Source organism: Fulverythrobacter ferritrahens (genome assembly GCF_020539485.1).
Taxonomy (GTDB): Bacteria; Pseudomonadota; Alphaproteobacteria; order Sphingomonadales; family Sphingomonadaceae; genus Andeanibacterium; species Andeanibacterium ferritrahens.
Map to the genome: position 1 here is coordinate 236,909 of NZ_JACDXU010000002.1, position 14,465 is coordinate 251,373.

12 protein-coding genes are annotated in these 14,465 nt (G+C 64.1%); 9 read left to right on the forward strand and 3 right to left on the reverse strand.

Annotated features, from left to right (window positions below; all coding sequences use genetic code 11):
- The first annotated feature begins 127 nt into the window (after positions 1-127).
- Together H0274_RS09350 and H0274_RS09355 are read left to right on the forward strand one after the other, a co-directional pair.
- Positions 128-871, forward strand: coding sequence for a response regulator (locus H0274_RS09350; RefSeq protein ID WP_226794910.1), 744 nt, complete (start codon positions 128-130; stop codon positions 869-871).
- Positions 871-2,232: an ATP-binding protein gene (locus H0274_RS09355; RefSeq protein ID WP_226794912.1), complete on the forward strand. Its 1,362-nt coding sequence runs from the start codon at positions 871-873 to the stop codon at positions 2,230-2,232. The genes H0274_RS09350 and H0274_RS09355 overlap by 1 nt, the downstream gene beginning before the upstream one ends.
- A gap of 4 nt (positions 2,233-2,236) precedes the next feature.
- Here the strand turns inward: H0274_RS09355 and H0274_RS09360 are convergent, their stop codons facing one another.
- Positions 2,237-3,706, reverse strand: a complete 1,470-nt coding sequence (locus H0274_RS09360; protein ID WP_226794914.1) for an aminotransferase-like domain-containing protein — start codon at positions 3,704-3,706, stop codon at positions 2,237-2,239.
- A gap of 110 nt (positions 3,707-3,816) precedes the next feature.
- On the opposite strand from H0274_RS09360, the gene H0274_RS09365 reads away from it, so the two are divergent.
- Complete coding sequence (locus H0274_RS09365) at positions 3,817-4,677, forward strand: DMT family transporter (RefSeq protein WP_226794916.1); 861 nt, start codon at positions 3,817-3,819, stop codon at positions 4,675-4,677.
- A gap of 11 nt (positions 4,678-4,688) precedes the next feature.
- Here H0274_RS09365 and H0274_RS09370 read toward each other — a convergent pair whose 3' ends face one another.
- On the reverse strand, positions 4,689-5,912 hold the full coding sequence (locus H0274_RS09370) for a M20 metallopeptidase family protein (RefSeq protein WP_226794918.1): 1,224 nt from the start codon (positions 5,910-5,912) through the stop codon (positions 4,689-4,691).
- Between the two features lie 46 nt (positions 5,913-5,958).
- Positions 5,959-6,447: a DUF2141 domain-containing protein gene (locus tag H0274_RS09375; protein ID WP_226794920.1), complete on the reverse strand. Its 489-nt coding sequence runs from the start codon at positions 6,445-6,447 to the stop codon at positions 5,959-5,961.
- Positions 6,448-6,728: 281 nt separating this feature from the next.
- Here H0274_RS09375 and rpe point away from each other — a divergent pair, with 281 nt between their 5' ends.
- The 6 genes from rpe (at position 6,729) to dxs (ending at position 14,440) form a co-directional block, all read left to right on the forward strand.
- Complete coding sequence (gene rpe / locus H0274_RS09380) at positions 6,729-7,391, forward strand: ribulose-phosphate 3-epimerase (protein ID WP_226794922.1); 663 nt, start codon at positions 6,729-6,731, stop codon at positions 7,389-7,391.
- Positions 7,391-9,271, forward strand: coding sequence for a heparinase II/III family protein (locus tag H0274_RS09385; RefSeq protein WP_226794924.1), 1,881 nt, complete (start codon positions 7,391-7,393; stop codon positions 9,269-9,271). Before rpe ends, H0274_RS09385 begins: the two co-directional genes overlap by 1 nt.
- Positions 9,268-10,899 carry a bifunctional phosphoribosylaminoimidazolecarboxamide formyltransferase/IMP cyclohydrolase gene (gene purH / locus H0274_RS09390; protein ID WP_264295587.1) on the forward strand — a complete coding sequence of 544 codons (1,632 nt, stop codon included), beginning with the start codon at positions 9,268-9,270 and terminating at the stop codon, positions 10,897-10,899. The genes H0274_RS09385 and purH overlap by 4 nt, the downstream gene beginning before the upstream one ends.
- A 309-nt stretch (positions 10,900-11,208) precedes the next feature.
- A complete protein-coding gene (gene msrA / locus H0274_RS09395) occupies positions 11,209-11,892 on the forward strand; it encodes a peptide-methionine (S)-S-oxide reductase MsrA (protein ID WP_226794928.1) in 684 nt (227 codons plus the stop codon).
- Between the two features lie 59 nt (positions 11,893-11,951).
- A complete protein-coding gene (locus H0274_RS09400) occupies positions 11,952-12,413 on the forward strand; it encodes a Fur family transcriptional regulator (protein ID WP_226794931.1) in 462 nt (153 codons plus the stop codon).
- A gap of 104 nt (positions 12,414-12,517) precedes the next feature.
- A complete protein-coding gene (gene dxs, locus H0274_RS09405; protein WP_226794934.1) occupies positions 12,518-14,440 on the forward strand; it encodes a 1-deoxy-D-xylulose-5-phosphate synthase in 1,923 nt (640 codons plus the stop codon).
- The last annotated feature ends 25 nt before the right edge of the window (positions 14,441-14,465 follow it).

Sequence of the window (14,465 nt, forward strand, 5' to 3'; positions counted from 1 at the left end):
TGTTGATGGCCTCCAGTTCGAACCTCCCGGTAAGGCAGGCGTGAATCTGCGGTAAGGAACAGCAACAAAATGTAACAGGCGGCGATTCCGTCTTGAGAACCGGCAGGCTTGGGGGAACACATCGGCCATGTCCCATTCGGAGATCACCGGGCCCCGTACTTTCATCGCGATTGTGGAAGATGACGAGGATATCAGCGAGCTGGTCGCGGACCTGCTCGAACGCGAGGGGTTCGATGTAGGCCGGTGCCGCAGCGGGGCGGAGCTGGATCGGCTGACGGGACGGCGCCGGGTGGACCTTGTCCTGCTCGACCTCATGCTGCCCGGAGAGGATGGCCTGTCGATCTGTCGCCGGCTGCACAGTGCGCCTGTCAGGATGCCCGTTGTGATGATTACGGCCAAGGGCGATGACATTGACCGCATTCTGGGGCTGGAACTCGGGGCTGACGATTATCTGCCCAAACCCTTCAATCCCCGCGAACTAACTGCCCGTATTCGCGCGGTTCTGCGCCGTACGCGTGGGATGCACAGGCCCGCGCCGATTAGCGGGCGCTGGTATCGCTTCACCGACTGGTCGCTCGATGCCGGATCGCGCGTTCTGATAAATCCGCAAGGGGAACCGATCGACCTTACGGGAGGGGAGTATGATCTGCTGGTCGCGCTGCTCGATCACCCCCAACGCGTTCTGACGCGCGACCAGTTGCTCGACTGGACGCGCGGGCGCGATGCCGCGCCTTATGACCGTACGATCGATGTCCAGCTCAGCCGCCTGCGCCGCAAGCTGGGAGATGATCCCAAGAGCCCGCGGATGATTCGTACCGTGCGCGGCGGCGGCTATCTCTTCGCCCCTCAGGTTGAAAGCGGAGGCGGCTGATGGGCAATGTGTTCGGCAGCCTCCTGTTTCGGGTCGCGGCGCTGTTCCTGTTCGGCCTTGTCGCTCTTCAGGCTGCGATCCTTATGGCGGCCATGTGGCCGGACGGGCGGCCGGTCATGTTTCGGCTGGTCGAACCTCAGGACGCGCGGGAGATCGCGGAAGCTGTCGAAAAGGCGCCGCCGGATCTGCGACCGGCGATCGTTGCCGCTGCAAGCACGGGCTCCACTACTGTCGAGCTGCTGAAGAGCTTTGCCGAAGGAGAGGGGGATAAATACAGGGAGGGGCCCGCGCCCCGGCTGGAGCAGCGCTTTCGCCGCTATGCGGAGGCACTGCAGGGCCGCCCGATCCAGGTGCAGGTCCGAAAAGGAACGATCTTCTCTCACCGCCTGCAATCTGGCGAAATCCCGCGCGGGCCGATTCGCATATTGATTGGCCTGAAAACCGGAGAAGTTCTGGCAATAGAACGAGCGCCGATAGCTTTGCAGCAATTGGCAAACCGTTATCTGTGGGTCGCCGGGGTGGCGGCGGTAATGGGCCTGCTCATCCTCCTGATGTTGCTGTGGCAGGTGGTGCGTCCGGTTGCCCGGCTGGCGCAGGCGACCCGGGCGTTTCGGGAAGATATCGCTGCCCCCGATGCCGCCGTGGAGGGCGCGCGCGAAGTGCGGGCTCTCGCGGCGGCTTTCAACGCCATGAAGCATCGGATCAGCGGGCTGATCGGGGAGCGGACGCGTATGCTGGCGGCCATAGCGCATGATCTTCGCACCTATCTGACCCGCCTGAGGCTCCGGGCGGATCATATTGCCGACGACCGCCATCGCGCGCGTGCCATAGAGGACATCGAGGAGATGGGCAGGTTGCTCGACGACATCCTGCTCTTTGCGCGCTCCGATACGGTTCCCGAGCATGAAGTGCCCGAGATCGACGTGCGGGAGGAGACTGTCCGCTACATAGAGACGCGCTGCGAGACCGGTGACGACGTACAGCTTGCAGCGGGCAGCGGTAGCCTGCCAGTCAAGTGTTCACCCCTGACGTTCCGGCGGATTCTCGCCAATCTCGTCGATAATGCGATCCGTTACGGCACCCGTGCCCGTGTTTCTCTGGAGAACAGGGGCGCGACCATCGAGTTGGTCGTCACGGATGAAGGCCCGGGAATTCCAGAGGAACTGATCGCCCGGCTGACCGAACCTTTCGAGCGACTGGAAGAATCGCGAGGCCGGCACAGCGGCGGGGCAGGCCTTGGCCTGTCCATCGTAAAGGCGCTCGCGGAAAGCCAGGGCGGAAGTCTGGCGCTGGAAAATGGCGCCACGGGCGGCCTGCGCGCCACGATCCGCCTGCCTGCAGTGGTAAAACACGCACTTTAGGGCTTCACTTCTCCCCGGAGTTGCTAGTCTCCGCCATAGCTCGGCGGATGGCGGCGAAAACCCGCTCGTCCTCCAGCTGCGTCACGTTGAAACGGGCGAAGCCAGCTGCCGTCTGCGAGACGCTGAAGACGTTGCCGGGCGCCAGCATGATTCCATCTTCCATGCAGCGCCGGGCAATAACGCCCGAATCGTATCCCTCGGGCAGGCGGCACCACAGATGGAAACCGCCGGACGGCATCAGCCAGGGGGTGATGCCCAGCGGGGCGAGGCGTTCCGCCGCCTGCTTGCGGGCGCGGGTCAGGCGCTGGCGCAGATCCTCCATATGTTTGCGATAGCTGCCGCCCGCCAGAATCCCTGCGACCAGTTCGGTCGCCAGAGTGGAAGGGCCGCCGAAGCAGGTGGCGACCTGAAGGTCGGCCAGTTCCTCGATCCAGTCGGCCCGCGCCGCGATATAGCCGCAGCGGGCTGAGGCTGAGAGTGCCTTGGAGAAACTGCCGATGCGGATCACCCGCTCCAGCCCGTCCAGCACTGCCAGGCGCGGGGTGGGATGGGGTTCGAAATCGGCGAAGATGTCATCCTCCACGATGGTCATACCGTGATTGGCGGCAAGGCTCAGCACGCGGTGGGCGGTCTGGGGGGACAGGCTGGCGCCGGTGGGGTTATGGATCGCCGAATTGGTAATGTAGAGGCGGGGCATGTCCTCGATCAGCGCTCGCTCGAACGCTGCCGTGTCTGGCCCGGTTGGCGTGTAGGGCACTCCCATCAGTCGGACCTGATGCGCCCGCAGCAGGGACTGGAAGTTGAAATAGCATGGATCGTCTACCAGCACGGTATCGCCCGGCCGTAGCAGCAGGCGGCAGATCAGATCGATGGCCTGCGTGCCCGATCCGGCCAGCATGATCCGGTCCGGCCCCAGCGAGAGACCCTCATCGGCAAAACGGGCCTGCAACAGACGCCGCAGGGCAGGCGAGCCGCGCGTGCCGCCATAGGTGGTGAGCAGCCCGCCATCGGCCCGCCCCAGCGCCCGCAGCCCCTTGCGCAGGGCGGCCGTGGGCATCCAGTCGGGCGGCAACCAGCCGCAGCCCGGCGTAAGGACGGAGGGGTCCGCATCGAGCGACTGGCGTGAAACCCAGAAGGGGTCGAGTTCGCGCTCGCGCTGGGGGCCCATATCCGCCAGTGCCATGGGCGGCAAATTCGCGCCGGTCACGTAGAAGCCCGATCCGCGCCGGGCCCGGATCACGCCTTCGGCCTCCAACCGGTCATAGGCCTCCACCACGGTGGAAGGAGAGGCGTCCATCGTGCGGGCGAAGCCGCGAATGGAGGGCAACCGGTCCCCCGGGGAAAGGGCTCGTGCGGCGATCCGGGTGCGGATTTCCTCCATCAGAGTTTCGGTACGGTTAGGCGCCGGGCGGGTAGGTGAGAGGCTGGCCATGCCGGTGAAGTCCTGACTATCTGTATGGGCTAGCTGACCCATACAGTTCGGCAAAATTGTATCTCATCGTTCCTGTTCGGCCAATCGTCCTGATCGTAGGGGCGATGGAAAGGTGCCCCGCTGCGGCGAGGCCCTTTCATGGAGGAAAGACGATGGATCGGAGTAGCGCGGGCTGGGGTAGTGGCCTGCTGGGGGTAATCATTTTCAGCGGTTCGCTGCCGGCGACAAGGCTGGCCGTGGCCGATCTCGCTCCGCTGTTTCTCACCTCCGCCCGCGCGGTGATTGCCGGGCTGCTCGGCTGGGTCTGTCTTGCCGCGCTGCGCCAGCCGCGCCCGGCGCGGGCGGATCTGGGCTCACTGGCGATAGTGGCGCTGGGCGTGGTGCTTGGCTTCCCGCTGCTTTCTGCATTGGCGCTGCGTTATGTCACGGCGGCGCATTCCATCGTCTTTGTGGGCCTGCTGCCGCTCAGCACGGCGATCTTTGGAATGTTGCGCGGGGGCGAGCGGCCCAAAGCGGCGTTCTGGCTGTTCTCCCTGTTGGGCGCGGCCACTGTTGGCGGTTTTGCCCTGTCACGCGGGGTTGAAAGTTCCTTGCCCGGTGACCTGTTGATGATCGCGGCGGTGCTGCTCTGCGGGCTGGGCTATGCCGAGGGAGCGGCGCTGTCACGCAGGCTGGGGGGCTGGCAGGTGATCTGCTGGGCCCTGCTGATCGCGCTGGTGCCGATGGCTGTGCTGGCGCTGGCGACTGCGCCGGCCAATCCCGCAATCATCGGGCTGCCGGCCTGGGCGGGGCTGTTCTACGTTTCCGTCTTCAGCATGCTGGTGGGATTCTTCTTCTGGTATCGCGGCCTTGCCCTGGGGGGCATTGCGGGCGTGGGGCAGCTTCAGCTGCTGCAGCCCTTCTTCGGGCTGTTGCTGGCGGCGCTGGTCCTGCATGAGCCGGTGGCGTGGACCATGATCGCTTCGACAGCAGTGGTGATCCTCTGTGTCGCGGGTGCCCGGCGCTTCGCCTGAGCGATGGGCGATCAGTCCCAGCCCTGTTCCAGAAAGCGCGTGGCGCAGCCTGCCAGGAAGGCGGCCCCGCGCGGAAGAACCGCCTCGTCCACCATCATGCGGCTGGAATGCAGGCCGCAGCACTGGCTCCAGTCATCGCCCTCCTGCGCGACGCCCAGGAAGAACATCGCACCGGGCATGGCCTGCAGTATATAGGAGAAATCCTCCGCCCCCATGATGGGGTGTTCCATGCGCAGAAAGGCCCGCTCTCCGCTCGGCTCACCTCCAAGGCTCCGTGCGACCTTTTCGCCCAGGGCCACGGCGCGCGGATCGTTGATGGTGGGCGGGAAGCCTTGCACGAAACCGGCACTTGCCTGCATTCCATGGGCGGCGGCGATGCCTTGCGCCAGCTGGGAGACTTCCTCCCGCACCCGCGCCCGGTTCTCGGGCGAGAGCGTTCGGATCGTGCCCTTCAGCCGGGCTTCGTTGGGGATGATATTATGCGCGCTGCCCGCATCGAGCTGGGTGATCGTGATGACCACTGCCTCCGCCGCGTTGAAGCGGCGTGTGACCAGGGTTTGCAGCGCACCCACGATTTCGCAGGCGACCGGCACCGGATCGCGCGTGTCATGCGGCATGGAGGCATGGCCGCCCCGCCCCGTCACGGTGATCTCCACCATGTCGGCTGCGGCCATCAGCGCGCCGTCGCGGCTGCCCAGCACGCCATGGGCCGCATTGGGCATGATATGCAGCGCAAAGGCGGCTTCAGGCAGGGGATAGGCTTCGGTTCCCCCCAACAGCCCGTCATCCAGCATGAAACGTGCGCCGTGGAAGCCTTCCTCCCCCGGCTGGAACATGAAGCGCACTTCACCCTGCAACTCACCCTGCCGAGCGGACAGGATTCGGGCGGCACCGGCCAGCATGGCGGTGTGGGTATCGTGGCCGCAGGCATGCATACGGCCGGGAATGGCAGAGGCGAAGGGGAGGCCGGTTTCCTCCCTCATCGGCAAGGCATCCATATCGCCCCGCAGCAGCACGCTGCGCCCCGGCCTTGTGCCTTTCAGGATGGCGACCGTGCCGGTGGTGGAAGGGCCTTCCCGCCATTCGAGCGGCAGATCAGCCAGTTCCGCGCGAACCTTGTCACGCGTTTTGGGGGTGTCCAGCCCCAGTTCGGGCTCCGCATGGATCGCCCGGCGAAGGGTTACGATGCGATCCGCGATCGCGCGGGCATCGGCGAGCAGGGATTCGGTCAGCATCGCCAAGTGATAGCGTGACCTGCAGCCGCCCGCCAGCGGCAGTATGTCAGGGATATTTCATATTGATATGTGTCGTCAGCCCCGATTTGGTGACGTTGAGCCGCACGGAAGAAAATGCGGGCAGGCCTGCGATGGTGGAGGGATTGTTGGAAAAGCCGTATCCTTCCTTGGGCAGAAGGCCGCGCGCGAATTTCCCGTTACTGTCCTCGTCATGATAGACGACGATCGCATAGACGCCGGGGCCGGGGACGCACACTTTGGCGCGGGTCGTGCCCTGCTGGGCATCCACCTTGCCGACATTGATCTCGCCCTTGGACGCCAGGAAGCGCTTGCGATCATCCGGATAGACGGTGACCACCAGCTTGCCCTGGCTGTTGCGTATGCCATTGGCGGCCACGGTGATCGACGTGGGGAACTTGGTCCGGCCCACGCAGTCGGAACCGCCTTCTGCCGCAGCGGGGGCCGTCGCAGGCGCAGCAGCTGCGGCCAGCAGGAGCATCATGGCGGCTTTGCGGAAAGAGATGGTGTGGATCATGGCTGTTAACTCGGGTTCCATTGTCTGAATCACAAGTGGCTGGCGGAAATCAGGCCGTCCGAAAGCAAGGCCCGGTATTTTCGTCGCGCGAACCCTTTTGCTTTTCGGGCATCTGCCGCGAGAACCTTTAATGCCCTCTGAATTACTCGCTCAGGCCGCTGCAAGGCCCCATCCTGTCGCCAAATTGATTCGGCTGGACGAAAAAGCAACATTGTGTGTGGAAAATAAGGCAAAGGCGGCTTGTCCCCCCAAGGGGTGGTGCTTAGGGCCTTTGCCCAGACATGAGCGCTCCGCTGATTTCCCCCTCGATCCTCTCGGCCGACTTCGCGCGGCTTGGGGAGGAGGTGCGCGCGATTGACGCGGCCGGGGCAGACTGGATTCATATCGACGTGATGGATGGGCATTATGTGCCCAATCTCACAATCGGTCCGGCAGTGGTGAAGGCGCTGCGCCCGCACACGCAAAAGCCGTTCGACGTTCACCTGATGGTGTCCCCGGTCGATAACTGGCTGGAAGACTTTGCTGCCGCCGGGGCAGACATCATCACGGTCCATCCCGAAGCCGGGCCGCATATCCACCGCACGGTGCAGGCGATCAAGGCGCTGGGCAAGAAGGCGGGCATCTCGCTCAATCCCGGCACTCCGGCCAAGATGCTGGATTATTTGATCGAGGATATCGACCTTGTCCTGGTGATGAGCGTCAATCCCGGTTTCGGTGGGCAGAGCTTCATTCACAGCCAGCTCAAGAAGATCGAGGCCATCCGCAAGCGGATCGATCAGATGGGCCTGCAGGTCCATCTGGAAGTCGATGGCGGGGTGAACGAGGAAACCGCCCGGCTCTGTGTGGATGCCGGGGCCGATGTGCTGGTGGCCGGATCGGCCACGTTCAAGGGCGGGCCCGATCTCTATGCCGCCAATATCGCCGCCTTGAAGGGCGGCGGGTAATGGAACCGGTCGCCAGCCAGCCGCGCCTTGCGCTCGATGGCGACCCAACTGCGGCGCAGGATTCCTCAATGGCCGTACCGCTCATTCCCGATAGTTCCGAACCGCTTGCCGAAGCGAACGGGCTGGATGGCTCCCCCGGCGAACTGATCGAGCCGGGCCGCTCGCTGGTCCTCGCCGATATTCGCGCCCCGGCGCTGGGTGCGGGCGAAAAGCTGATGCGGCTGGCATACAAGATCGGTATTCCGGGCCCTGCCATCGTCGCGCCGTTCCGCAAGGCTGCGCGGCCCCGCCTGCTCGCCACGGTGGAAAGTCCGCTGCCGGGAGATCGCGTGGCTGGGGTGGCGCTCCGGGCCGGGCATTTCCTGGTCTATGGGGTCAAGGCGCCGGTCGCGCAGATCGATCTCACGCCCGCCGCGCGGCTGACCCCGCCTTTCGAGCATGTAATCCATGGTTTCGGATGGCTGCGCGATCTTTCCGCCAGTGCCCCGCGCGAACAATGCGCGCCTACTGCCGAAAAGCTGATCGCCGCCTGGCTCGATGCCAATCCGCGCCCCGGCAAGGGTACCGCGTGGAGTGTGGGGAATGGCGGGCACCGCCTGCTCAACTGGCTGGTCCATGCGCCGCTGATCCTGTCGGGCCCCGACAAGATCCTGCGCGGTCGGATATTGCACGCGATGAGCGATACGGCCCGCTGGCTGGATCGCGCCGTGCTGCGGGCGGAAGACCGGCTGACGGAAACGGCAGGCTGGTGCGCGATCATCGCCGCAGGTCTGCTGCTGCCCGATGGCAAGCCGCGTCGCCTTTATGGCGAGGCCGGGCTGATCAAGGCGCTGGGCGAACTGGTGGGCGACGATGGCGGTGTGCTGTCTCGCAGTCCGCTGGCCCAGATGGAGGCGATTGGCCTGCTGGTGGATCTGGCTGCCTGTTACCGCGCCACCCGGCGCGACCCGCCCGAGGCTGTGGATGCGATGCTGCATCTGCTGGTGCCGCCGCTGCTGACCCTCACTCATGGCGATGGCTCGCTGGGCAACTGGCAGGGCGCGGGGGCTGTTTCGGCCGAAGCGATTGCCGGGCTGGTCGAGGCGAGCGGAGTGCGCGCCCGGCCGCTCAGGGATGCACGGCAATGGGGTTATCAGCGCGTCACGGCGGGTAAGGCCGTGCTGCAGATGGATGCCGCCCCTCCGCCGCTTGCGCGCCATGCCCGTAGCGGTTGTGCTTCGACCCTCGCCTTCGAACTGTCGGACCGGGGGCAGCGGATCATCGTCAATTGCGGCGGCGCGGGCTTTGCCGGGGGACAGGTGCCCGTGCGGATCGAAAGCGGCCTGCGCGCCACCGCTGCCCATTCCACTCTGGTGCTGGACGATGTGAATTCCACTGCCGTGCTGATCAACGGCAAGATCGGATCGGGCGTGAGCGAGGTGGAGCTCGACCGGCGGGTGATCCAGGATGAGAAGGGCGGCACGGCCACCCGGCTGGAGGCGAGCCATGATGGCTATACTCAACGCTATGGCCTGATTCATCGCCGAATCCTGATGTTGCGGGACGATGGCAGCGAATTGCGCGGGGAAGATTTGTTGCTTCCCAACGGCCGCAAGGGCAAGCGCGGCAAGGTGCCCTTCGCGATTCGCTTTCATGTCGGGCCGGGTGTAGAACTGGGCCTGTCGGATAACGGCAAAGGTGCGGGGCTCGCCCTTCCGGACGGAAGCTACTGGCAGTTCGTTGCCGGCGCTGGCGCGCTGGAAGAAGGCGAACTGGCAATCGAGGAGAGCCTGTGGGTCGATGGCGGCGGTAGGCCGCAGGCAGTCCAGCAACTGGTGCTGCAGGGAATGGTATCGCGCGGCGGGGGTAATTTCTCCTGGCTGCTCAAGCGAATGGGATGAATTACGTGAGCGAGGTCACAATCAAGCGGGCGCTGCTGTCAGTGTCCGACAAGGGTGGTTTGGTGGAACTGGGCCAGGCACTGGCGCGGCATGGGGTCGAGCTGGTTTCCACCGGCGGCACGGCAAAGGCGCTGCGCGAGGCAGGGCTGGCGGTGATGGACATTTCGGAGCTGACCGGCTTTCCCGAAATGATGGACGGCCGGGTGAAGACCCTGCATCCCAAGGTCCATGGCGGCCTTCTCGCCGTGCGCGACAATGCAGAGCACGTTGCGGCGATGACTGAACATTCCATCGGCGCGATAGACCTCGTTGTCGTCAATCTCTATCCCTTCGAGGCTACTGTTGCCCGGGGCGCCGGGCGCGACGAAGTGATCGAAAATATCGACATCGGCGGGCCCTCCATGGTCCGCTCTGCCGCAAAAAACCACGGTTTTGTCACGATTCTTACCGATCCTGCGGATTATGCCGAAGTGATCGCGGAAATGGACGCCACTGGCGGCGCTACCTCGCTCGCCTTCCGCATCCGCATGGCCGGCAAGGCCTATGCGCGCACTGCTTCCTACGACGCGGCGATTGCCAACTGGTTCGCTTATGGCGATGCCTATGCCAATCCGCTGGGAACCGAAGCACTCAAGGCAACGCCCTTCCCCGATACATTGCCGCTCGCCTTCAAGCGGGAAGCGGAATTGCGCTACGGCGAAAATCCGCACCAGATCGCGGCGGTCTATCTGCCGCAGGCCGCCAATGTGAAAGGCATCGCCCAGGCAGAGCAATTGCAGGGCAAGGAACTGTCCTACAACAATTTCAACGATGCTGACGCCGCGCTGGAACTGATTTCCGAATTCCGCAACAGCGATCCGGCGGTGGCGATCATCAAGCACGCCAATCCCTGCGGCGTCGCGCAGGCCGCATCGCTGCTGGACGCCTATAACGCGGCCTTCGATTGTGACCGTATCTCCGCCTTTGGCGGGATCGTGGCTGTCAACCGCCCGCTTGACGGGCCGACCGCCGAAGCGATTACCTCCATCTTCACAGAGGTTGTCATCGCCCCCGGCGCGGATGATGCCGCCCGTGCGATCTTTGCCCAGAAGAAGAACCTGCGCCTGCTGTTGACGGGCGAACTGCCCGATCCGGCGCGTCCGGGCTTCACGCTCAAGAGCATTGCCGGCGGGCTGCTGGTGCAGAGCCGCGACAATGGCGAAATCACTCTGCCCGATCTCAAGGTAGTGACGAAGCGCGCCCCGACCGAGCAGGAACTGAAGGACTGCCTCTTCGCCTGGACCGTGGCCAAACATGTGAAGTCCAACGCTATCGTCTATGCGAAGGACGGTGTGACTGCGGGCATCGGTGCCGGCCAGATGAACCGGCGCGATTCCTCCCGCATTGCCGCGATCCGCGCACGCGAAGCGGCTGAGCAAGCAGGTTGGCCGCAGGCCCGCACCGTGGGCAGCGCGGTAGCATCCGATGCGTTCTTCCCCTTCCCTGACGGACTGCTGGCCGCGGCCGAAGCCGGCGCCACGGCAATTATCCAGCCGGGCGGTGCGATGGCTGATGACAAGGTGATTGCCGCTGCGGATGAAGCGGGCCTGGCGATGGTCTTCACCGGGATGCGGCACTTCCGCCACTGATATAGGCAGCTCCATCCGGGCGAAGCGCAGCGGTTTATCGCTCATTTCGCCCGGTTGATGGCGTGGACCCTTGAACGGGCCCTGCCCGAACCCGAAGTCGCGCCTCGAATGCAAGGCCGGCTTCGGCGTTCTGTTCAGGCCCGTGCAAGGGTTTTGCGTTATACAAACGCGATCCGATGATCGCGAAAGCTGGAAGTTCCCCCCAATGGGCCTTTTCACCGTCGACCTTTATCGTTCCTTCGCAATCGGCTTTGGCATCGGGGGAGTGGTTTTCGCGATCGCAGTCGCAAGCCAGAACCTGATAGCGTGATGAGCCAGAAGAAACCCGCCAGAACCCTTCTTTTCGCAGCATCGCTGCTTTTCGCTGCCGCCTGTAGCCAGTCCGCCTTCGCGGAAGAGGCCGTGCTGGCGCCAGCGCCCAAGGTTACCTCCAGCGAAAGCGGCAAACAGACCGCGATTTTTGCCGGGGGCTGCTTCTGGGGGATCGAGGGGGTGTTCAGCCACCTCAAGGGCGTGTCCAGCGCGGTTTCGGGTTATCACGGCGGCAGCAAGGCAGATGCAGCCTATTCCAGGGTGAGCGACGGCAATACCGGCCATGCCGAAGCGGTGAAGGTCACCTATGATCCCAAAGTGATCCGTTATGACCAGCTTCTGCGCGTATTCTTCTCTGTCGGCGCAGATCCCACCACACTCAATTATCAGGGCCCCGATCGCGGCACCCAATATCGCAGCGCGCTGGTTCCGCTGAACGCCGAACAGGCAAAGGTGGCCAGGGCCTATCTGGCGCAGATGGGCAAGTCCGGCGTGTGGAAGGCCCCGATCGTCACGAAGATCGAGGCTTACAAGGCCTTCTACCCGGCTGAACAGCACCATCAGGATTTCATGCTGCGCAATCCCAATCAGGGCTACATCGTCCGGTGGGACAAGCCTAAGGTCGCCGCGCTGAAGAAGATGTTCCCCGGCCTTTACAGCCCCACTTTCAAGACCGGCTGAACACCTGGCTGCCTTTGCGAATGATTGCGGCGGAAGGTACCTGCCCCTATATCCCGCCCATGGCCGTGCATCATCATCACGAACATTCTGGCGCCAAGCTGACTGATGCGGCACGTGCCGCGCTGACGCAGGCGGGCGAACAGTGGACCGAAATGCGTGCCGATGTGTTTCACGCACTGGCCGCCTATGACAGACCCGCTTCTGCTTATGATATTGCGGAAAGCCTCTCGCGCAGCAGGGGCAAGCGTGTCGCCGCCAACAGCGTCTATCGCATCCTCGATCTGTTTGTGCGCACGAATCTGGCCAACCGGATCGAAAGCGCCAATGCCTATCTGGCCAACACCCACCCTGGCTGCCGCCATGATTGCATCTTCCTGATCTGCGACAAATGCGGGCTTGCCGCCCATTTCGACGATGATCGGATCACCGACAGCCTGCGGGATGCCGGGCACAGGAACGGCTTTGCGGATGTTCGCCCGGTGGTGGAATTGCGTGGCCTCTGCAACAGCTGCGCTGCCTGAGCAGTGCCCGGATTTCGAGCGATCAGCCGCGCTGAATTTGCCCGATGGTGAGTAACAGTCAGCAAGCGTTCGACAGCGCATTGACCTTGGAGTAACAGGGGCCGATGTCCAATCCTCCCGCTACACCGCTGCTCGACACGGTCGATATTCCTGCCGATCTCCGCAAGTTGAAGCCAGGGCAATTGCGCCAGCTGGCGGATGAATTGCGGCAGGAGATGATTTCCGCCGTCGGTTCGACAGGCGGCCATCTCGGCTCGGGCCTCGGCGTTGTCGAGCTGACCGTGGCTATCCATTACGTGTTCAACACGCCGGATGATAGGCTGATCTGGGACGTGGGCCATCAGGCCTATCCGCACAAGATCATCACCGGTCGCCGGGACCGTATCCGCACATTGCGCCAGGGCGGCGGGCTTTCCGGCTTTACCAAGCGCAGCGAAAGCGAATACGATCCGTTCGGCGCGGCGCATTCCTCCACCTCGATTTCCGCGGGGCTGGGCTTTGCCATCGCCAACAAGCTGGCGGACACTCCGGGCAAGGCCATCGCGGTGATCGGCGATGGCGCGATGAGCGCTGGCATGGCCTATGAGGCGATGAACAACGCGGAAGCCGCCGGCAATCGGCTGGTGGTGATCCTCAACGATAATGACATGTCGATTGCGCCGCCGGTCGGCGGGCTTTCCGGTTATCTCGCGCGGCTGGTTTCCAGTGCGCAATTTCTCGGCCTGCGCGATCTGGCGAAGAAATTCGCCCGCCGCCTGCCCGCCCCGCTGCACCGCGCCGCCAAGAAGACGGACGAATTCGCACGCGGCATGGCAATGGGCGGCACTCTGTTCGAGGAACTGGGCTTCTATTACGTCGGCCCCATCGACGGGCATGATCTGGACCAGCTGGTGCCGGTGCTGGAAAATGTGCGCGATGCGGCTGAGGGACCCTGTCTCGTCCATGTCGTGACGCAGAAGGGCAAGGGCTATGCCCCGGCCGAACAGAGTGCCGACAAATATCACGGCGTCCAGAAGTTCGACGTCATCACCGGAGAACAGAAGAAAAGTGCAGGCGGCCCGCCCAGCTATACCGGGGTTTTCGCCCAAGCGCTGATGGCCGAAGCCGCGAAGGACAGCCGGATCTGCGCGATCACGGCGGCCATGCCTTCAGGCACCGGGCTGGACAAGTTCGGACAGGCTTTCCCCGACCGCACTTTCGATGTCGGCATTGCGGAACAGCACGCCGTTACCTTCGCCGCCGGGCTTGCGGCACAGGGCATGAAGCCTTTCTGCGCGATCTATTCCACCTTCCTGCAGCGCGCCTATGATCAGGTTGTGCATGATGTGGCGATCCAGAACCTGCCCGTGCGCTTCGCCATCGATCGTGCCGGGCTGGTTGGCGCCGACGGGGCGACCCATGCGGGCAGCTTTGACGTCACCTATCTCGCCAGCCTGCCCAATTTCGTGGTGATGGCCGCCGCCGATGAGGCGGAATTGGTTCACATGACGCATACCGCCGCCTGCTATGACGATGGCCCCATTGCCTTCCGCTATCCGCGCGGTAATGGCGTGGGCGTGCCGCTGCCCGAGGTTCCGCAGATGCTGGAAATCGGCAAGGGCCGCGTGGTGCGCGAAGGGACCAAGATCGCCTTGCTTTCTCTCGGCACACGCCTTGCGGAAGCGCTCAAGGCGGCCGACCAGCTGGAGGCCAGGGGCCTTTCCACCACGGTGGCCGATCTGCGCTTCGCCAAGCCGCTGGACAGCGAGCTGATCCGCCGCCTGATCGCCACGCATGAAGTGGTGGTAACGATGGAGGAAGGCTCCATCGGTGGCCTGGGCGCCCATGTGCTGACCATGGCGAGCGACGAGGGGCTGACCGATAGCGGCCTCAAGATCCGCACCCTGCGCCTGCCGGATATCTTCCAGGATCAGGACGCGCCTGAAAAGCAGTATGACGAGGCGGGCCTCAATGCAGGCGGTATCGTCGATACAGTGCTGAAGGCGCTGCGGCACAATTCGGCCGGAGTGGAAGAGGCGCGGGCCTGAGCCGGGGCCTCTTCCGCTTTTCCCG

Coding starts and splice junctions, on each gene's coding strand:
- H0274_RS09360 (WP_226794914.1), bottom strand. CDS start 3,706: ATGGGTCAGCTAGCCCATACAGATAGTCAGGACTTCACCGGCATGGCC.
- H0274_RS09400 (WP_226794931.1), top strand. CDS start 11,952: ATGGCCGTGCATCATCATCACGAACATTCTGGCGCCAAGCTGACTGAT.
- rpe (WP_226794922.1), top strand. CDS start 6,729: ATGAGCGCTCCGCTGATTTCCCCCTCGATCCTCTCGGCCGACTTCGCG.
- H0274_RS09355 (WP_226794912.1), top strand. CDS start 871: ATGGGCAATGTGTTCGGCAGCCTCCTGTTTCGGGTCGCGGCGCTGTTC.
- H0274_RS09370 (WP_226794918.1), bottom strand. CDS start 5,912: ATGCTGACCGAATCCCTGCTCGCCGATGCCCGCGCGATCGCGGATCGC.
- H0274_RS09350 (WP_226794910.1), top strand. CDS start 128: ATGTCCCATTCGGAGATCACCGGGCCCCGTACTTTCATCGCGATTGTG.
- H0274_RS09385 (WP_226794924.1), top strand. CDS start 7,391: ATGGAACCGGTCGCCAGCCAGCCGCGCCTTGCGCTCGATGGCGACCCA.
- msrA (WP_226794928.1), top strand. CDS start 11,209: ATGAGCCAGAAGAAACCCGCCAGAACCCTTCTTTTCGCAGCATCGCTG.
- purH (WP_264295587.1), top strand. CDS start 9,268: ATGAATTACGTGAGCGAGGTCACAATCAAGCGGGCGCTGCTGTCAGTG.
- dxs (WP_226794934.1), top strand. CDS start 12,518: ATGTCCAATCCTCCCGCTACACCGCTGCTCGACACGGTCGATATTCCT.
- H0274_RS09365 (WP_226794916.1), top strand. CDS start 3,817: ATGGATCGGAGTAGCGCGGGCTGGGGTAGTGGCCTGCTGGGGGTAATC.
- H0274_RS09375 (WP_226794920.1), bottom strand. CDS start 6,447: ATGATCCACACCATCTCTTTCCGCAAAGCCGCCATGATGCTCCTGCTG.